Below are 19,081 nucleotides of genomic sequence, written 5' to 3' on the forward strand. Positions count from 1 at the left end.
AACGCAAGGGTCGTCCCACCCGGGCGTCCTGTTGTCCACGGGAACGTTTCGCGTGCACGGCCGCACCGGGTTTTGTGGAACGATTCGTTCGGTGGGGACTGCACGTGAGGTTTTCGGTGACGCGCTGCCGACCGCGGAGCGCTACGCGGCGTTCCTCGCCAAGGCCGGGGTCGAACGCGGGCTCATCGGCCCGCGCGAGGCCGACCGGCTCTGGGAACGCCATCTGATCAACTGCGCGGTGGTCTCGTCGGCGATACCGCAGGACGCCCAGGTCGTCGACATCGGCTCGGGCGCGGGGCTGCCCGGCATCGTCCTGGCCATCGTCCGGCCCGATCTGCGGATCACCCTGCTGGAGCCGCTGCTGCGGCGCACGGCGTTCCTGAACGAGTGCGTCGAGCTGCTCGACCTGCGGAACGTCGAGGTCCGGCGGGCCCGCGCCGAGGACGTGACCGAGGAGTTCGCGGTGGACGTCGCCACGGCACGCGCCGTCGCGCCCCTCGAACGCCTGGCCAGGTGGGCGCTGCCGCTGCTGCGCCCGGGCGGCGAGCTCCTCGCGCTCAAGGGCGAGCGGGCCGCGACCGAGTTGGAGGAGGCGGGGCCGGTCCTGGAGCGCTTCGGGGTGCGCTCGACGGAACTGCTGCAAGTAGGGCGCGGTATGGTCGATCCGCCGACAACACTCGTCCGTGTGGTCGCCGGACGAGGAGAGGTTGTCGGGCGACGGCAGCGCGCCCCCCGGCGCGCCAAAGGGTCGAGGAAGAGGTCTTCATGAGCACGGGACCAGGACTGGGCAGGCCTGACCGCGCCGACGAATCCCCCGACGAACAGCCGTCCGGCCCGGGCGGGCCCGGCGCGGACGAGGGCGCTGCGGCGCCCGCCTCCGGTGGGACGCGGCCGGAATCATCGCCGGGCACCGCACCCTCCGGGCACGCGATGTGGGGTAACACGACGTCCGGTACCGCGGAGAACGTCGGTTACGTGCCGACGAACGCCGGCGCGCAGCCGCCGGGCTCGCGCAACGGACCAAATCAGGGGGAGTCAGAACTCGTGCGAGAGGCGCTGCGGGACGCCAAGGTTTCACATGAAACAGCCGTCACCGCGCTCAAGGCGATGGCGGGCCGCAGGGATCGGGAGTGGCCGCGGCCCGACCGATGCCGGGTCATCACGATCGCCAACCAGAAGGGAGGCGTCGGCAAGACCACCAGCTCGGTGAACATCGCCGCCTCCCTCGCCATGCACGGCGCGCAGGTGCTGGTCGTCGACCTCGACCCGCAGGGCAACGCGTCCACCGCCCTCGGCGTCGACCACCACGCCGAGGTCCCGTCGATCTACGACGTGCTGATCGAGGACATGGCGCTGTCGGACATCATCGTCCCGGCGCCGGAGATCCCCAATCTCTTCTGCGCGCCGGCCACGCTCAACCTCGCCGGCGCGGAGATCGAGCTCGTCTCCAAGGTCGCCCGCGAGTCGCGCCTCCAGCGCGCGCTGGACGCCTACGACATCGAGAAGTTCGACTACGTGCTGATCGACTGCCCGCCGTCGCTCGGCCTGCTCACCGTGAACGCCCTCGTCGGGGGCGACGAGCTGCTCATCCCGATCCAGTGCGAGTACTACGCCCTGGAGGGCCTCGGCCAGCTCATCCGGACGGTCGACCTCGTGAAGGCGCACCTCAACCAGAAACTGAGGGTGTCGACCATCCTGCTGACGATGTACGACGCCCGAACCCGCCTCGCCGCGCAGGTCGCCGAGGACGTCCGGAGCCACTTCGGCGACGTCGTCCTCAACACGGTGATCCCCCGCAGCGTCCGGGTGTCCGAAGCGCCCAGCTACGGACAGTCCGTCATGACCTACGACCCCGGTTCGAGCGGCGCTCTCGCCTACAGCGAGGCCGCCTCGGAGATGGCCCACGGAGGAGCTGTCCAGTGAGCCAGCAGCGACGCGGTCTGGGCAGGGGCCTTGGTGCCCTCATTCCCACCGCCCCGCCCACGCCGACGTCCACCGGACCGAACGGCGCGGGAGAGCCGGGATACCCCGGCGGTCCCGTCTCGGACGGCACGGTCGCTCCCGCACCAGCGCTCGAACCGGTCGCCGGAGCCCATTTCGCGGAGTTGCCCGTCCGCTCCATCACGGTCAACCCGCGCCAGCCCCGCGAGCACTTCGACGACCAGGCCCTGGAGGAGCTCGCCGAGTCGATCGGCATCGTCGGCCTGCTCCAGCCGATCGTCGTCCGCAGGTCCCCCTCGGACGAGCACGACTACGAACTGATCATGGGCGAGCGCCGCTGGCGCGCGTCGAAGATGGCCGGGCTGGACGTCATCCCGGCGATCGTCCGCGACACCGGCGACAACGACCTGCTCCGTGACGCGCTCATGGAGAACCTCCACCGGCAGCAGCTCAACCCGCTGGAGGAGGCCGCCGCGTACCAGCAGCTGCTGCAGGACTTCGGCGCCACCCACGAGCAGCTCGCCACCCGGATCGGCCGGTCGCGCCCGCACATCACCAACACGCTCCGCCTGCTGAACCTGCCGCCCGCCGTCCAGCGCCGGGTGGCGGCGGGAGTGCTGTCCGCCGGCCACGCCCGCGCGCTGCTCTCCCTCGACAGCGTCGAGGCTCAGGAGCACCTGGCGCAGCGGATCGTTCAGGAGGGCCTCTCCGTCCGCGCGCTGGAAGAGATGATCGCGCTCCGCGAGGTGGACGACGAGCCGAAGGCGCCGCGCCAGGGCCGCCGGAAGCAGCCGGTGGCCCCCCGCCTGGTGGAACTGGCCGACCGCCTCTCCGACCGCTACGAGACCAAGGTCCGCGTCGACATGGGCCGCAACAAGGGCAAGATCGTCGTCGAGTTCGCCACCCTGGAGGACCTGGACCGCATCATCAAGTCCATGGCCCCCGAGGACGAAACAGACGACTCCTGAAACCTGCCCGCTCCTCAGCGCCCCGGACCCCAAGGTTCCGGGGCGCTTCTCGTTCCACCCTCCCCCAACGTTTCCCGTGAAACATCCCACCCCCGTGGGCTCCACCTAGGCAGAGGTCCTGTCCAAAGAGGCCCCTAAAGACCGACCCCCTACGCCAAGACCCTCAATCCCCCGGCCACATGGAGGCCTGCCGGACACCCCGCGTCTATACCGACGGCCCGCGTCGCGCTCAGCCTCACCAGACAAACCAGCCACCGCCCCCCAACTTCTCCAACCCACCGATGCGCCAGGCCCGACCCTGGCGGCACGCCCCTGGGGTCCTCCGCTCCGCAGATGGAGCGATGCTGCGCTCCCGCCGTCAGGGTTCGCTCGGAGAGGCCGATCGCCTCCTCCGGACCCGCGCACAACCATCCGAGTGCAGTGAGACACGACGGCGCGGCCCAGGCGCGCCAGCGTTGATACCGACGGCCCTTCTCGTCTTGTCGCGCACAGGATCGCCGGACTCGCTAGGTGCCCGCCTGTCTTCTCTCCGTCTGTCTGTGAGACAAAGCCGATCTCGGCGCCACGGTCCCAGGCTGTTTCTTCCAGAGGAAGCGTCGCCGTGCCCGTAAGTCGCGCTACCGGACTCGCCCGTAGGGGGCCAACCGCTCCTGCGGACCCGCGCCCAGTCGAGTGCAGTGGCTTCCGACGAGGTCGGTCGGCCGCGGCGGCGGGCCCTCTTGTCGACTCCGACAATGGCATGCCCTTCCCTGACGGGCGGCGCTATCGCCGTAGCCCAGAGGGCGGCCGTCGTGCCCAGCCTTGCGGCCTATGCCCACGGCGCGGCCGACCCTTCCGCAAGCCGGCGTGGGCCAGACGTGTGAAGCCAGCCGAGTGCACGCAGTGCGACTCGACGGCCAAGCCGCCCCAGCGTTGATCCCGACGGGCCCCTCTCGTCTCGGCGCGCCCGGAGTCGCCAGACTCGGCTGGCCACCGGTGCCCGACTGGGCCAGTGTTGCCCGATCTGCGACCAACGCATGCTGGGGCAAGCCCGGCGCAGTTCCCGCTGCGCCGCCGTTGTCGGCCCGAGCAGTGAAGGAGCGGCCCGCTCGTCACGGGGCTGCCAAGGTTCTTGCGTACTGGCCCCGTAGATGGGTCGAGCAGCCAGGCAACTTCTCGAGAGGCGTCCCGTGATCGATTCGAGCGGCGGTGAGGAGCAGTGCCGCCCCGAACCGCCGGAGGGCCCCGGCTCGCCCACGGGCAAGTTTCACGTGAAACCGTCCCCCTGTAACTCATCGAACCGGGAGCAGGTGGACAGACGACCTCCCCACACATGAGGCGGCAGCCGTGTGCGTCGACGCGTGGACGCAACCTCAGACTCTCTGATGTAGGGCATCAGTCGGGCATTCAAGGCTGCTGCTCGATTGACACGCCCTCCTGGCTGCAGAACGTTGGCGCCGCACTGGAGCACCGCCCCATTCCTCAGGCCGGCGCAGCCTCTCACCCCACACCGGCTCTTCCCGCTGAGGGGCCTCGAGAGGGAGGTGATGAGTCGACAGCTCCCATCGCGTGCGGTCTGGCGGCCCGCTTGCCGAAGGTCCGCGGGTCCCGGCGCCGTCTGCAGGCCGTCGATGATGCGGAGGACGCCGCGGTCCGTAGACGCGAGTCGGCGGCGCTTGGCTTGCGCGGGTCACGCACCGAGAGCAGAGGCCTTGCCCCGACTCCTCAGTGCGTTCGGTGGCGCTGGCGAGCGCCTGGCCCTGCGGTACGGCCAGCGGCATCGAGCTGACCGTCCACCTAAGCTTCCGGCGCCCTTCTACGCAGTAGGCGTGGGCAGAGCACGCAGCCAGGCGTGGCAGGGACATGAGCCACCCACTCTTCCGTGACTGCCCTCGGGGCGACGGTGAGGACCTAGACGGACGCGTGGCGAGCGACGCCGGCAGGCGATAGGCCAGGAAACCTGGGACTGAATGACACACTTTCGCCAGCCGGCCTGGACGGGCCTTCCCTGCCTTGGCACTGCTGTGGAGGCGGCAGGGGCGAGAAAGCGGTCCGTCGGGGCAACCTCTCGTACGTGCGAGGAGCGCGTTGTTTCACGTGAAACGAGGTGCCTGTGTCCCGCGAGTGGTCACCGTGTGGCGAACTCCGGACCTAGCTGCTCAGCATCCTTTGGACCTCTGGAGTTGGAGCTTCCGAGTTCTCAGGGGGTGCACTACGCCCCCGCAGCCAACGACCCCACGCCCTGAAGCTCCGTGCCCCTGCGGCCCTGCGCCCCTGCGGCCCCACACTCCCGAGGTTCTGTGCGCCTGTGCTACGCGGCACCACGGCCGCGCGCTGCGCTCCCACGGCCTAACGGCCGCCCTGTACCCCTGTCGCCCTGTGCGCCCCCTGCGGCCCTGCGGTTCTGCGGCATCGGGCCTTCGGCGGCGCGGGCCAGTTCCGTGGTGCCCAGCCAGCGCGGGGCGGTGGGTTGCCCCCTGAGTTCTGCAGGGATGAGGGAAGGACCGAGAGATTGCCTCTAGTTCCGGGTCCGATGCTGCCTCGATCGCACGACCGCGCGGAAGTCAGGCGATGCCACCACCCGTGCTAGGTCAGCGACTGAGCGACCGCACTTTGCCAGCAGACCCCAGACGGGCGCTTTGCCTAGCCTGGAACCGCCGATGGCCGCATCGGGTGGAAGAGGACTTGGTCTTCCGGTGGGCCGAGCGTCTTGGTCTCCGGTACCGGGGCAACCCCTGACGACCCTTTTGATCGCGGATGCCCTCAGAAGACGCCTGAACGCAAGGAGGCGGCCAAGCGTGGGACGGGCCGAGTCCTGGACCGCCTTCGCGCGATGATCGCTAGGACGCAGATCTGGGGCCATATGTGGGTAGTTGAGAAGCGGATGGAAGGGTCGGCCGCCCCCTCCACCCCCTGCTTTGGTCAGTCATCGGTAATGGAGCCAGTCCCATCGCTTACTGCGGGGAGGGTCAGCGCCGCTCGGACGCCTGTCGCTGCAGCCGACCGCTATCGACCGTGAAAGCTCAGACCGAGCCCCTGGATCTTCGGATGTACCCAGCCAAGACGTAGGTGATTTACGGAGTTCGTCGTGATCGATGGAGGCCTCCATCGGGTGGGGCTGCATGGCTCACTTCCGCCGCGTGCTGGTCGAGCGAGTCCACGTCCTGGGCCGTCCCGTCGCGCATTGAGCGAAGGAGTTGGAGGCCCGCGCCAGCGCGCACCCCTGTGGTTGCGCCCCTAGCACGCCGTCCGTGCGCGACGACCTCCGCGCCCGCGCCACACCCCCATGCCCCACGCCCGCTCCTCACGCCCCTCCTCGCCCCCGCGCCACACGTCCGCGCCGCACCCCCGCGCCACACCCCGCGCCACACCCCGCGCCACACCCCCGCGCCACACCCCCGCGCCACATACGCGCACAGGACACGTGCACAGGACACGCGCACCACAGACCGTTTGTGTTGCAGGTCGAGGGGACGGGTGCTGGAGTAGCAGTAGTGGCGGCGGTGTTGGGAAGCGGCCTTTTCTCCGTCGCGGCTGGAATGCGAACGCGTCGTCACCCGCAGCCCGCGTGGCCACCGCATTCGCGGCCAGCCGCCTGTGACTGGTCACCGGGCCGGCCGATCTAAGTCACCTTCCAGAGCCACTCGAACATCGGGTACCTGCCGGTGTCGAGCAGCGCGCGGGCGTAGGGGGCGCTCTGCTCGACCAGGGTGTCATCGCGTCCTGGCGCATCTCCCGCGTCCACTCGATCTCGCCGCGCGCCGTGCGCTCGACGTAGCCGTTCAGCATTTCCAGCGTGGCGACACCATGTCGTCGATCGGGATGCCGACGTCCAGTGCGCCGAAGGCGGACATCGGTCAGATGTAGGAGCGCCGCCCCACCACGGCGCCGCCCCACCACGGCGCCGCCCCACCACGGCGCCGCCCCACCACGGCGCCGCCCCACCACGGCGCCGCCCCACCACGGCGCCGCCCCACCACGGCGCCGCCCCACCACGGCGCCGGCGCGCCTGCAACTGCCGTGGCTTCTGCCAACGGCCGCGTGGAAGCTCGCATCGGTTGTGGCCTCGTCCACCACGCCGTCGTCGACGACCACGCCAGGCAGAGTCACGCCCAATCCAGCCCGACGAGGAACTCCAGAGCCTCCAGCGAATGACCGCCGGCCTGCTAAGCCACCCAAGTCGCCGTCGCCGTCGCCGTCGCCGTCGCCGTTCCCAGGCCCGTTCCCATCACCGCCACAGGTGGTTCCCACTACGACTCATCCGAGCGCCCCACGACGATCAGGGCGGTCTCACGGTGTCCGAGCGAGCCACGGCGTCCCAGCGGTCATGACGGCGGGACTGTCCGCGGCGATTGGCGGTTCCACGGCGAGGCCCCACTCCGTCCCGGCGGCCTTACGGCGTTCGAGCGGCGGACAAACGGCGAGGGCGGACCAACAACGATTGGGGCCCACGGCGTCCGGGCGTTCACAGCGCGCTGGACGCCCCACCGCGAGTTGGACGCCCCCACCGCGAGTTGGACGCCACCACGGCGAGCGGGCGAACTACGAACGAGCGGGCGAGGTACGACGAGCGAAGCGGTTCCACGACGGTCGGGAGTCCACGGCGTCCGGGCGATGCCACGGCGTCCGGGCGATGCCACGGCATCCGAGCGGCGCCACGGTGAGTGGGAGGGCTCCACAGCGATTGGCGGTTCATGGCGTTCGGGCGTCCCACGGCGAGCGACGCGGTTCCACGACGGCCGGGGGCCCACGACGGCCGGGGGCCCACGACGGCCGGGGTTACGGCGTCCGAGTGGTTACGGCGTCCGGGGGGGCACGGCGTCCGGGGGGTCACGGCGAGCGGGGCGGTTCCACGACGCTGGGGGGACACCGCGTTCGGGCGGTGCCGCGGGGAGTGGGACCGGGGGTGGCGTTACTGGCTTCGCGCTACCCGCACGCGCGCGGTGGGCTCCGATTGCACCAGTTTCAGAGGGCGCGGCTGAGTCGCGGGATTGCTGTGGTGATTGGTTGCGTCGCCGCCTTGCTGTGCTTGGGCTTCCTTGCCGCCTACATGTCGTCCCCGCCACCGCTGCGGGGGTCGTGGCTGTGCTGGCCGAGTTGGTTGTCGGTCGCGGCTCATTCGCCGTATCGCCGCCCTTGGCGGAGCGGTGGCTGAACGGCTTCATCGGAGTCTGGCCGCCGCGTGCCCTGCTGGCTGGTGGTCATCAGCGACACCGGCGGAGCGTGCACTCGGCACCTTGGGCGGTGTGCGGCACCACACGCGCGCGCATCCCCACGCGGCCATGCGTCGGTCACCCGTCTGCCGACAACGCCATGAGGGAGTGCAGCTGGATGGGGCTGATGTAGGTGGTCCTGGGGCGTGGGTATTGCGTGACCGTGGAGCGGTTGTGGCGGGTGGTGTGTTCGGCTGAACGACGGTCGCTGCCCTGGGGGGCTTTCGTGGATCCCAGCGGGTGCGTGGGGGTGGTCGTCAGCGGAGGTGGCGTTGGAGGAGGGATTCGCAGACTTCGCCCAGGTCCAGGTCGGCGACGCTGATGGCTCGGGGGAGGAGGCTTGTCTCCGTCATGCCGGGGGCGACGTTGACCTCCAGGAAGTGGACCTCGCCGTCGGGGGAGACGATGAGGTCGGTGCGGGAGAGGTCGCGCAGGCCCAGGGCGCGGTGGGCGGTGATGGCGGCTGCGGCGGCGCGGGCGGTCGCCTCGGGGGTGAGGCGGGCCGGGGTGATGAACTCGGTGTCGCCGGCGTCGTAGCGGGCCGTGTAGTCGTAGCGGCCGCCGGGGGCGACGATCTCGACGGCGGGCAGGGCGATCGGGGCGCCGTCGCGTTCGATGACGCTGACCGCGACCTCCGTGCCGCTGACGTGTCGCTCGACGAGAGCGGCGTCGCCGTAGGCGAAGCAGCCGACCATGGCGGCGGACAGTTCGGACGCCTCGTGGACGACCGACGCGCCGAGGGCCGAGCCGCCGCGGGTCGGTTTCACGAACAGGGGGAGGCCGAGGCCGCGGACGATCTGGTCCAGGACGGACGCCGCGCCGAGGTCGTGGAAGACCTCCTTCGGCAGGGCGACGGAGTCGGGCGTCCGCAGGCCGGCGCGTCGCACGACGGACTTGGCGGTCGGCTTGTCCCAGACGACACGACATGCGTCCGGGCGGGCGCCGACGTAGGGGACGTCCAGCAGTTCGAGGACGTCGCGGATCGAGCCGTCCTCCCCCGCCGCGCCGTGCAGGACGGGGAAGACGACGTCCGGCGGGTCGTCGGTCAGGGAGTCCAGGAGTGTCGCATCCGCGTCGCGGAGTTCGACCGGGATGTCGCGGGCGCGCAGCGCGTCGGTGACGCGCCGGCCGGAGCGGAGCGAGACCTCCCGCTCGTAGGAGAGCCCCCCGGCCAGGACGACGACATGCCCGAGTTCCAAGATGCCCCTCGTTTCACGTGAAACAGTCAGACGATGCCCGGGCCCGGCGTCTGGACGCCGGTGGACGAACCGCCGGTGGTGCTCCCGAAAGTGTCCCGGAGACGGATCTCCTGTTCCACCACGCCGGCGAGCCGGCGGACGCCCTCGCGGATCCGGTGCGGCTCGGGGAAGCAGTACGACAGGCGCATGTGCCGGTGGCCCGTGCCGTCGGCGTAGAAGCCGGTGCCGGGGACGTAGGCGACGCGCTCGGCGATCGCGCGGGGGGCCATCGCCTTGGCGTCGAGGCCCTCGGGGAGGGTGAGCCAGACGAAGAAGCCGCCGGCGGGGCGCGTCCAGGTGCAGCCGTCCGGCATGAGCTGGTCAAGGGACTCCAGCAGCGCGTCACGGCGCGTCCGGTACAGCTCCCGGAAGTCCTTGATCTGCTCCCGCCACGGCTGCGTCGCGAGGTACTCGCGGACGGCGAGCTGCGAGAAGTTCGACGGGCACAGGATCGCGGACTCGGCGGCCAGCACGAGCTTCGCCCGCACCGCGTGCGGCGCCAGCACCCAGCCGACGCGGAGCCCCGAGGCGATCGTCTTGGAGAACGAGCCGAGGTAGATGACGCGCTCGGCGTCGTCCGCGCGCAGGGCCCGCATGGGCTCGCCGTCGAATCCGAGGAGCCCGTACGGGTTGTCCTCGATGACCAGCACGTCGTACTCGGCGCAGATCTCCAGGATCTGGGCGCGGCGGGCGGTGGTGAGGGTGACGCCCGCGGGGTTCTGGAAGGTCGGGACGGTGTAGAGGAACTTGACCCGGCGTCCCTGGGCGCGGAGGCGGGCGAGGGTCTCGCGCAGCGCCGACGGGACGAGGCCGCCCTCGTCCAGCGGCACGTGCACCACGTCGGCCTGGTAGGCGGCGAACGTGCCGAGCGCGCCCACGTAGGACGGGGCCTCCGCGAGGACGACGTCGCCGGGATCGACGAAGATCTTCGTGATGAGGTCGAGCGCCTGCTGCGCGCCGACGGTGACGACGACGTCCTCCGCGGACGCCTGGACGCCCTCCAGGGACATGACCTCGCAGATGTGCTCGCGGAGCTGCTCGTCGCCCTGGGCGGAGCCGTACTGGAGGGCCTCGGCGCCCTTGCCGGCGACGAGTTCGCCGACCATCCGGCCGACGGCGTCGAGGGGGAGCGCGGAGACGTAGGGCGCGCCGCCCGCCAGCGAGACCACCTCGGGGCGGGCGACCATCGCGAACAGGGCCCGGATCTCCGACGGCACCATGCCGGCGGCACGGGCGGCGTAGCGATCGGCATAGGCGTCTGTACGCGAGTGCTGTTCCACGAGGCACCTCCGAGGTGGATCGGCTTCCCTGCAAACTACGTCATGGCGGCCGCGAAGGGGCCTTCGGGTGTGGCGTGCCGCGGCTTTGGGGAAACTCCTGTCCGATACGATGCCCGCGGGTCCCGGAGGGTTGCCGGGAACTTCCGCCGCCACGGGTCCCAGGCCGGCGGGCGAGGATCGCAGCAGGGGGTGCCGACCCGGTGTCGCGTCGTCTCGTCAACATCACACTGGACAATCTCGATGATCTACCGCACCGCTGCCGCGGCTGCGTGTTCTGGGAGCTGGATCCGGTGAGCCGGGACCGCGCCCACGAGAGCGGTGACGCCGGCCTGGAGAAGGAGGCGTGGATCTCCTCGACCCTCCTGGAGTGGGGCAGCTGCGGCAAGATCGTCTACGTGGACGACGTCCCGGCGGGGTTCGTCATGTACGCGCCGCCGCTGTACGTCCCGCGGTCGGTGGCGTTCCCCACGAGCCCGGTGAGCGCGGACGCGGTGCTGCTGATGACGGCGCACATCCTGCCTGAGTTCTCGGGGGGTGGCATCGGCCGGATGCTCGTCCAGGGGGTCGCGAAGGACCTGACGCGTCGCGCCGTGAAGGCCATCGAGGCGTTCGGCGACCTGAAGGGCGAGGAGGGCGGGTGCATGGTGCCCGCCGACTACCTGCTGTCGGTCGGGTTCAAGACCGTCCGGCCGCATCACCGGTATCCGCGGCTGCGGCTGGAGTTGAAGTCGGCGCTGTCGTGGCGTGAGGACGTCGAGGTGGCACTGGAGCGGCTCCTGGGCTCCATGACCCCGGAAGGGGCGCTGCGGCCCGTCTGAGGCGCTCTGAACGGCGCGTGGCCCGTACTCCGGGTCGAAGTACGGGCCACGCTTTCGCGCTCGCCGCGGGAGACGGGAGGCGGTCCGTGAAGGCTCAGATGAACTCGGCGAGATCCCTCAGCAGGGCGGCCTTCGGCTTGGCGCCCATGATCTGCTTGACGACCTCTCCGCCCTTGTAGACGTTCATCGTCGGGATCTGCATGACGCCGTACCGCTGCGGGACCTGCGGGTTCTCGTCGATGTTCAGCTTGACGATCTGGAGCTTGCCGCCGTGCTCCTTGGAGATCTCCTCCAGGATCGGCGCCACCATCCGGCAGGGGCCGCACCATTCCGCCCAGAAGTCGACGAGAACGGGCTTGTCGCTCTCCAGGACCTCGGACGCGAAGTCGGCGTCGGTCACGGCTTTCATCGGTCTCCTTCGGTTCTCGCGTGGGGCGGGACGCTCCCCCGCCCGGTGCGGCCATCGCGATGCCACCGGCCCGGCGTCCGCGCCGGGCCGGCGTCGCGTGGCCGGTCAGGCCTGCGGGACGGTCTCGGCGGCGTCGCGGTCCTGCAGCCAGCGCTCGGCGTCGATGGCGGCCGAGCAGCCGCTGCCCGCGGCGGTGATGGCCTGCCGGTAGATGTGGTCGACCACGTCGCCGCAGGCGAACACGCCGGGGATCTTCGTCCGCGTGGTGGGGGCGTCGACCAGCAGGTAGCCGTCGGTGTCGGTCTCCAGCTGGCCGGCGAACAGGTCGCTGCGCGGGTCGTGGCCGATCGCGATGAACAGTCCGGTGATCTCCAGGGCGGACTCCTCGCCGGTCCTGGTGTTGCGGACGGTCACGCCGGTCACCCGGTCGTCGCCGTGGATCGCGGCGACCTCGCTGTCCCACAGGAACTTGATCTTCTCGTTGGCGAACGCCCGGTCCTGCATGATCTTGGACGCGCGCAGCTCGTCGCGCCGGTGGACCACGGTCACCGAGCGGGCGAACTTGGTCAGGAAGATCGCTTCCTCCATCGCGGTGTCGCCGCCGCCGACGACCGCGATGTCCTGCTCGCGGAAGAAGAAGCCGTCGCAGGTGGCGCACCAGGAGACGCCGCGGCCGGACAGCCGCTTCTCGTCCGGCAGGCCCAGCTCGCGGTACCCGGAGCCGGTCGCGACGATCACGGTCTTGGCGAGGTAGGTCTCGTCGCCGACCTTGACGACCTTCGGGTCGGCGGTCAGGTCGACCTCGGTGACGTCGTCGGTGATGAGCTCGGCGCCGAAGCGCTCGGCCTGCTTGCGCAGGTTGTCCATCAGGTCGGGGCCCATGATCCCGTCGGGGAAGCCGGGGAAGTTCTCCACGTCGGTGGTGTTCATCAGCGCACCGCCGGCCGTCACCGAACCCTCGAACACCAGGGGCTTCAGGTCGCCGCGGGCCGCGTAGACGGCGGCCGTGTAACCCGCGGGGCCGGAGCCGATGATGATGACGTTACGGACGTCGCTCACAGTTCTTGCCTCTCCTCGTTGGCCGTCGGGGCCGCACGACCCGGCCCGACAGTCGCGTCAACCGATCCTAGGGCCCGATGATTCCCCGGCATGCGGCGCCGGGCCGTCCACCAGCGGCCCGGCGCCGCTCTAGGCTGTGGCCCATGGCACGCATTCTCCTCCTCCACTCGATGTACGGGCTGCGGCCCGCGGTGCACCAGGCGGCCGACCGGCTCCGCGCCGCCGGGCACGAGGTGCACACCCCCGACCTCTACGACGGGCGCGTCGTCGACGAGGCCGAGGCCGGACTCGAGATCAAGGACGAGATCGGGCGGGACGAGCTGCTGCGCCGCGCCGTCGTGGCGGCCGCGCCGCTGACCGGGGAGGGCGGGCTCGTCTACGCGGGTTTCTCGCTCGGCGGCTCCATCGCCCAGAACCTCGCGTTCGCCGACGACAAGGCGGGCGGGCTGCTGCTGATGCACGGCACGTCCGACATCGCGGAGGACGCGTCCACCGACATCCCGGTGCAGCTGCACGTCGCCGACCCCGACACCTGGGAGCCCGTCGACTGGCTCAACGCCTGGTATCTGCAGATGCGCAAGGCGGGCGCCGACGTGGAGGTGTTCCGCTACCGCGGCGCGGGCCACCTGTTCACCGACCCCGACCTCCCCGACTACGACGCCGAAGCCGCCGAGCGCGCCTGGGCGACGGCCCTCGACTTCCTCGCCTCCCTGTAACACCGCCCCAACGGACACGACCTGTCGGACGCGGCACGGCGGGCGGGATACGGCGGACGCGGCTAACGAACTCGCCCAACGGACACCCTGACGCCGCGACACGGCTGCCGCGACCTGGCATGGCGGACGTTGGATGAGGGTCGGGCACAGCGGTCGTGCCCAACGAACGCGACATGGCGTCGCGACATGGCGGACGTGGTGTGGCGGCTTGGGGTTCGGTGTGGATCCTGCCGTGCTGGTGTGGAGGCCGGGACTGCCGCTGCCGCGCCGCGAACTTCGTCGAAGAAGTGGGCGTCACATAGAGGACAGGGCGTCTCGGGGAGGTCATGGCGTCATGTGAGAGGCCATGGACGGGGTCGGCCGCCCATGGCCTTCAGATGTGCGGGTGCCCAGGTCAGGGCGTGGCGGGTCAGGCGTTCTTCAGCTGCTTCAGCAGGTGGTGGGCCTGAGGGGAGCAGTCAGGTCCGACGACCCAGATGTTGCGCTTGCCGGGCTGGTCGCCGTTCACCGCGATGATGATCGCGGGCTGTCCCTCGTATTTCGCCTGGTCGACGAGCAGGAGCGACTGCTCGCCCGCGACGCCGGCGACGCAGCCGCGGAGCCGGGCGTCGGGTGCGGCGCCCTCGGCGCGCATCTCCTGCCCGCCCGTCACGACGCCGCCGACCTGGTCGCCCAGCGTGCCCGACCGGTAGTCGGTGCCGCTCCGGGCGACCTTGAACGCGGGGGCCGGTTCTCCGGGGGCCGCCTTCGGCACCCCCGAGCCCGAACCGGGATCGGTCAGTGAGCGGTGCGGGGCCGGATGCCGCGCCGCGCTGTCGCTGCTGCTCGCGCCGTCCATCGCGATCTTGCTGACCGTCGCTCCGCCGCCGAGCACGACCACCGTCGCCGCGGCCGCCGACAGTATCCGCCAATGCCGCCTTCCGCGCCGTTGCTCCAGGCTCGCCACGGTGGCGGTGTGCATCGATTCCGCCGCGATGGCGGTGTCGATGCGCTCGGCCAGTTCGGCGGGCATGGACGGCACCGGGGCCTCCGCCAGGATCCGGGAGACGTCCGCGAGGTCGGCGGACAGGTCACGGCAATCGGCGCAGGTTTCGAGGTGTGCGTTGACGGAGGCGGCTTCGTCGTCTTCGAGAAGTCCCTCGGCCAGGTCGGCCAAGACGTCGTAGTCAAGGTGCGCGGGGTTCACTTGGGCATGCCACCTCCTTCCACACCTCCGACGTTCCTGGACTCCCGTCGGTTCCGGTGGTGGATGAGAAGGGGCGCGAGCCGGGCGCGGCCACGCGCGCACCGGCTCTTGATCGTTCCAGGCGGGACTTCCATGACCTGCGCGGCGTCGTCGACGGAGTAGCCCATCATGTCGACGAGGACGAGGGCCGCCCGCTGCTCGTACGGCAGCTGCTCCAGGGCGGTGCGGACGTCGAGGGAGACGCCGTGCGCGTCGGTCGGGTCGGGCATCTTGGGCGCGACGGCGTCGAACGTCGCGTCGTCGCCCATCGGTGTGGCGGGGCGGACGGACTTGCGCCGGACGCGGTCGAGGCAGGCGTTCACCACGATGCGGTGCAGCCACGTGGTGACGGCGGCGTCGCCGCGGAACCGTCCGGCGGCGCGGAACGCCGAGAGGCACGCGTCCTGCAGCGCGTCCGCCGCCTCCTCCGGGTCGCCGAGCGTGCGCAGCGCGACCGCCCACATGCGGTCGCGGTGGCGGTGCACGAGTTCGGCGAAGGCGTGGGGATCCCCCTGGGCGTGCCGGGCGAGGAGCTCCTTGTCGGGCACTTCGCCTACGCGACTCATGCTCACCGACGTCATGAGCGACCGCTTTCTCGTTCGGGACGCCCGGTTGGCGCCGGGCATCCGCGACCGGCTGCTGAGGTAGGCACCACGTGATCCTGGGGGCGAGGGGACAAACTGCTCACAGGCACGATACAGACATGCGCCGCTCCACGTCACAGCTCACATCGGCCCCCTGCCGGAACGTGATCAGCCGGCCGCCCCGTAGACGGCGACCTCGCCGAGCCGCCCCTTGAAGGGCCCACCGGGCAGTTTGGTGAACCAGACGAGCACGTACCGGCCGCTGACCTGCGGATTCGCGGCGACGGTGACCTCGCCGCCGTTCGGGGTCTGCTCCCCGACGCGCTTCAGGTCGGTCGGGGACTTCGAGTCGCCGACGCGGACCTGCAGCACCCCGCCGCTCACCGGGGCGTAGATCTTCACGTTGGCGACCTTGACGGGCTTGCCCATGTCGAGCAGGACGCCGAGGCCCTTCGACAACCGGCCGAAGTCGGCGTCGTAGTAGCTCTGGGTCTCCCAGTCGCCGCTGGGCCTGCCGTCGATGACGGACGGCAGGTTCTTGCCGATCGTGCCGTCGCCGTGGCCCGGGCCGGCGGGGCGTTCGGCCTGGAAGATGCCCTGCGGGGTGAGCTTGGCGACCGTCGGTTTGGGCGGCGCGCTCGTCTGCGCGTTGTCGGTGGCGCCGCCGCCCTTGGGCTTGTCGTCGCCGCCGGGGCCGGACAGCGCCCAGGCGCCGAGCCCCACGATGACGGTCAGCGCGGCCGCGGCGACGCCGATCAGGGCGCGGTTGGCCGGACGCTTGGGGCCGCCGTGGCTGTGCGCGGGTGTCGTCCGGGTGGAGGTGGACGGCGGCGGGGGCGGGGCGGCGTGCTGCTGGGCCCGGGTACGCGGCGGCGGGACGTGCGAGGCCGCGGCGGGTTCGGGCGCGGGCCGGCGGTGCTGCTGCTGCGTCGCCGCTTGCGGCGGCGGCGCGGGGCGCCTCGGCGGCGTCTGGCGCGGGTTCGCCGGCGGGGCGTTGCCGAGCCCGGCGAACAGCGGCAGCGGGGTGCGCGGGACGCCGCGCAACGCCTTGGCCAGGTCGGCCGGGGACGCGAGCGGTTCGCCCGAGCCGATGCCGAGGCAGCGGCAGACGATCGCGTCGATCGCATGCGAGATGCCGGCCTGGACCTGGCGGGGCGCGTGCGGGACGCCGTCGGACGCCGGTGCGGCGGGCAGGGCGGAGCCCTCCTCGTCGCCGGGCCAGTGGGCGGTGAGCGCCGCGTACAGCATCCGGCCGAGGCCGCGGACGTCCTCGGCGGCGGCGTCGTCGGACTCGCGGTCGCACAGGACGGCGTCGGTGGCGACACCGAGGATCTTGACGGTGCCGCCGGTCGTCCAGACCAGGTCGCGGGGGGTGAGGCAGAGATGCGAGAGCCCGGCGGCGTGCGCGGCGGAGATCGCCTCGGACGCCTCGTACAGCAGCGTCGCGGCGCGGCCCGGCTCCAGCGGGGCCTTGGCGAGCATGCCCTCCAGGGGCTCGCCGGCGACCCATTCGCTGACGATGTAGGCGCTCTCCCCCGAGTCGTCGGCGTCGAACACCTGGGTCAGCCGGGGGTCGTTCAGCCGGCTGGCGGACCGCGCCGACGTGACCGCCTCGGCGATCCGGGGGAACTCGGGGTCGAAGGTGCGGACGGCGACCGCCCGCGCGAGGATCTCGTCGATGGCCTTCCAGAGCGACGAGCCGCCCGAGTCGCTGATGCGCTCCTCGAGCCGGTAGCGGCCGGCGAGACGGGTGCCGGGCTCGATGACTGACGTGCTCACGGCAACGTCCTGCACAGGTGGTCAGATCCCATGTTCGTGGCGTGGCAGCTTACGCCTCCGACCCTCCTCTTTGCGTTCCCCAGGGTGTCGCCCCGCAAGCCGTAGTCCCCCACATGGTAGTGGTTACTCGCGCGAGTGGCCGCCTTATCGCCGCGCGTCCTTTTTTACTTTGCGCGCCCCGGCAGCCGGCGGGCGAACGTGGCGATGGTCGTCTGGATCTCCTCCACGCGCATCAGCTTGGCGAACAGCACGTACAGCAGACCGCCGCCGACGGACCCGGCCACCAGGGTCGCCAGCGCGGGCAGCATCGTGTCGGTGCCGCCCAGCGCGTCCGCGACGGTGTGCGCGGCGTAGGCGAACCCGATCAGGGGCCAGATCGCGACGAGGAGCTTGAGGTGGCCGCCGACGATGCGGCGGCCGTCGATGCCGCCGAGCTTGCGGCGCAGCACCAGCCAGCAAGTGATCGTCCCGACCAGGTTGGTGATCGCGAACCCGCCCGCGATGCCGACCACGATCCACTTGACGTCGAGGACGTTGTAGGCGGTGAACGCCATCATGATGTTGCAGGTGGTGACGACCAGGCCGACCAGGGCGGGCGTCCGGGTGTCGCCGTGGGCGTAGAAGACCCGCAGCATCAGCTGGTAGACCGAGAACGGGACGAGCGCGATGGCGAACATCTGCATGACCCGCGCGATCACCAGGGCGTCGTCGGCCGTGGCGTTGCCATGCGCGAACAGCACGGTGGTGATCTCCGGTCCGAGCACCAGCATCAGCGCCGCCGCCGGCATGATGATCACCGAGGAGAGCCGCAGCCCGCTGGAGAAGGCGGCGCGCACGTCGGCGGTCTTGCCCTCGGCGGCGAACCGGCTCATCCGCGGCAGCAGCGCGGTGATCACCGACACCCCGACGATCGCGTAGGGGAGCTGGAAGAGCTGGTAGGCGTTGAAGTACGGGGTGTACCCGTAGCCCTCGCCGAGCCCCTGGTCGAAGGCGGTCTTCCCCGCCCGGTTCGTCAGCGCGGTGACGACGGCGAGGGCGACCTGGGTGGCGACGACGTACAGCAGCGTCCAGCCGGCCATCCGCCCGACCTCGCCGAGCTCGCCGCGGCGGAAGTCGAGCCGGGGCCGCCACCGGAACCCGACGCGCCGCAGCGACGGCCACAGCGCCACCGTCTGCAGGACGATGCCGCCGGTCGTGCCGACGGACAGCAGCATGAGCTGCTGGTCGGAGATGGTGGACGGGTCGACCTTCCCGGTGGTGATCGCGAGGAACGCGCCGCCGACCGCGATCACGACGATGTTGTTCAGGACGGGCGCCCACATCGGCGCGCCGAAGCTGCCGCGCGAGTTGAGGACGGCCCCGGCGAACGCGCCGACGCCGTAGAAGAACAGCTGCGGCAGGAAGAACCGCGCGAACAGGACGGCGACGGCACGCTGGTCGCCTGTGTAGCTGCCCGCGAGGACGTCGATGAACAGCGGCGCGAGCAGCACCGCCACGACGGTGAGGACGCCGAGCCCGATCACCGCGAGGGTGAACACGCGCTGCTCGTACTGCTCCCCCGCGACCCGGTCGCGCTGCTTGGCCCGCACCAGCAGCGGGACGATGACGCTGGTGAGGATGCCGCCGAGCAGCAGGTCGTAGATCTGGTTGGGGATGGTGTTGGCGGTGTTGTAGGCGTTGGCGACCAGCCCGGTGCCGAGCGCGGCGACGATGACCGCGGTGCGCAGGAACCCGGTGACGCGGGACGCGAGGGTGCCGATCGCCATGATCGCGCCGGACTTCAGGATCCCGGACGAGCCCTTGCCCTCCTGGGGCGGGGGCGTGTCCACGACCGTGCTGTCGGCGTCAGGCGCGCTTCCGCCGGGGAGGGGG

At 71.1% G+C, this 19,081-nt stretch carries 14 protein-coding genes; 5 read left to right on the forward strand and 9 right to left on the reverse strand.

The window, feature by feature from the left end:
- The first annotated feature begins 91 nt into the window (after positions 1-91).
- The 3 genes from rsmG (at position 92) to BJY14_RS21240 (ending at position 2,909) form a co-directional block, all read left to right on the forward strand.
- A complete protein-coding gene (gene rsmG, locus BJY14_RS21230) occupies positions 92-769 on the forward strand; it encodes a 16S rRNA (guanine(527)-N(7))-methyltransferase RsmG (RefSeq protein WP_258940323.1) in 678 nt (225 codons plus the stop codon).
- Between the two features lie 338 nt (positions 770-1,107).
- Positions 1,108-1,923 (forward strand): ParA family protein, encoded by an 816-nt coding sequence (locus BJY14_RS21235; RefSeq protein WP_179849524.1) that lies wholly within the window; start codon positions 1,108-1,110, stop codon positions 1,921-1,923.
- The gene (locus BJY14_RS21240; protein WP_179845235.1) at positions 1,920-2,909 is read left to right on the forward strand and encodes a ParB/RepB/Spo0J family partition protein; all 990 of its coding nucleotides are present in this window, start codon (positions 1,920-1,922) and stop codon (positions 2,907-2,909) included. Before BJY14_RS21235 ends, BJY14_RS21240 begins: the two co-directional genes overlap by 4 nt.
- Positions 2,910-6,510: 3,601 nt before the next feature.
- On the opposite strand, the gene BJY14_RS46620 is transcribed toward BJY14_RS21240, so the two are convergent.
- The 3 genes from BJY14_RS46620 to BJY14_RS21250 form a co-directional block, all read right to left on the reverse strand.
- On the reverse strand, positions 6,511-6,633 hold the full coding sequence (locus tag BJY14_RS46620) for a hypothetical protein (protein WP_281382117.1): 123 nt from the start codon (positions 6,631-6,633) through the stop codon (positions 6,511-6,513).
- 1,725 nt (positions 6,634-8,358) lie between these two features.
- Positions 8,359-9,303: a D-alanine--D-alanine ligase family protein gene (locus BJY14_RS21245; protein ID WP_179849525.1), complete on the reverse strand. Its 945-nt coding sequence runs from the start codon at positions 9,301-9,303 to the stop codon at positions 8,359-8,361.
- 23 nt (positions 9,304-9,326) lie between these two features.
- Positions 9,327-10,559, reverse strand: a complete 1,233-nt coding sequence (locus BJY14_RS21250; protein WP_179849526.1) for an aminotransferase-like domain-containing protein — start codon at positions 10,557-10,559, stop codon at positions 9,327-9,329.
- A gap of 260 nt (positions 10,560-10,819) precedes the next feature.
- On the opposite strand from BJY14_RS21250, the gene BJY14_RS21255 reads away from it, so the two are divergent.
- Entirely contained in the window at positions 10,820-11,437 is a 618-nt protein-coding gene (locus BJY14_RS21255) for a GNAT family N-acetyltransferase (RefSeq protein ID WP_179845236.1), read from the forward strand.
- Positions 11,438-11,531: 94 nt separating this feature from the next.
- On the opposite strand, the gene trxA is transcribed toward BJY14_RS21255, so the two are convergent.
- Entirely contained in the window at positions 11,532-11,846 is a 315-nt protein-coding gene (gene trxA / locus BJY14_RS21260) for a thioredoxin (RefSeq protein ID WP_179845237.1), read from the reverse strand.
- 105 nt (positions 11,847-11,951) lie between these two features.
- On the reverse strand, positions 11,952-12,905 hold the full coding sequence (gene trxB, locus BJY14_RS21265; RefSeq protein WP_179845238.1) for a thioredoxin-disulfide reductase: 954 nt from the start codon (positions 12,903-12,905) through the stop codon (positions 11,952-11,954).
- Between the two features lie 143 nt (positions 12,906-13,048).
- Here trxB and BJY14_RS21270 point away from each other — a divergent pair, with 143 nt between their 5' ends.
- Entirely contained in the window at positions 13,049-13,621 is a 573-nt protein-coding gene (locus BJY14_RS21270) for a dienelactone hydrolase family protein (RefSeq protein ID WP_179845239.1), read from the forward strand.
- Positions 13,622-14,030: 409 nt separating this feature from the next.
- Here BJY14_RS21270 and BJY14_RS21275 read toward each other — a convergent pair whose 3' ends face one another.
- From BJY14_RS21275 to murJ, 4 genes are all read right to left on the reverse strand, one after another.
- Positions 14,031-14,807 (reverse strand): anti-sigma factor family protein, encoded by a 777-nt coding sequence (locus BJY14_RS21275; RefSeq protein WP_179845240.1) that lies wholly within the window; start codon positions 14,805-14,807, stop codon positions 14,031-14,033.
- Positions 14,804-15,427, reverse strand: coding sequence for an RNA polymerase sigma factor SigM (gene sigM / locus BJY14_RS21280; RefSeq protein WP_179845241.1), 624 nt, complete (start codon positions 15,425-15,427; stop codon positions 14,804-14,806). The genes BJY14_RS21275 and sigM overlap by 4 nt, the downstream gene beginning before the upstream one ends.
- Before the next feature lie 171 nt (positions 15,428-15,598).
- Positions 15,599-17,209, reverse strand: coding sequence for a protein kinase family protein (locus tag BJY14_RS21285; RefSeq protein WP_179845242.1), 1,611 nt, complete (start codon positions 17,207-17,209; stop codon positions 15,599-15,601).
- A gap of 164 nt (positions 17,210-17,373) precedes the next feature.
- Entirely contained in the window at positions 17,374-19,038 is a 1,665-nt protein-coding gene (gene murJ, locus BJY14_RS21290) for a murein biosynthesis integral membrane protein MurJ (protein ID WP_258940351.1), read from the reverse strand.
- Between the last annotated feature and the right edge of the window lie 43 nt (positions 19,039-19,081).

This window comes from Actinomadura luteofluorescens (genome assembly GCF_013409365.1).
Classification (GTDB): domain Bacteria; phylum Actinomycetota; class Actinomycetes; order Streptosporangiales; family Streptosporangiaceae; genus Spirillospora; species Spirillospora luteofluorescens.

Coding starts and splice junctions, on each gene's coding strand:
- trxA (WP_179845237.1), bottom strand. CDS start 11,846: ATGAAAGCCGTGACCGACGCCGACTTCGCGTCCGAGGTCCTGGAGAGC.
- BJY14_RS21235 (WP_179849524.1), top strand. CDS start 1,108: ATGGCGGGCCGCAGGGATCGGGAGTGGCCGCGGCCCGACCGATGCCGG.
- sigM (WP_179845241.1), bottom strand. CDS start 15,427: ATGACGTCGGTGAGCATGAGTCGCGTAGGCGAAGTGCCCGACAAGGAG.
- BJY14_RS21270 (WP_179845239.1), top strand. CDS start 13,049: ATGGCACGCATTCTCCTCCTCCACTCGATGTACGGGCTGCGGCCCGCG.
- BJY14_RS21250 (WP_179849526.1), bottom strand. CDS start 10,559: ATGGTGCCGTCGGAGATCCGGGCCCTGTTCGCGATGGTCGCCCGCCCC.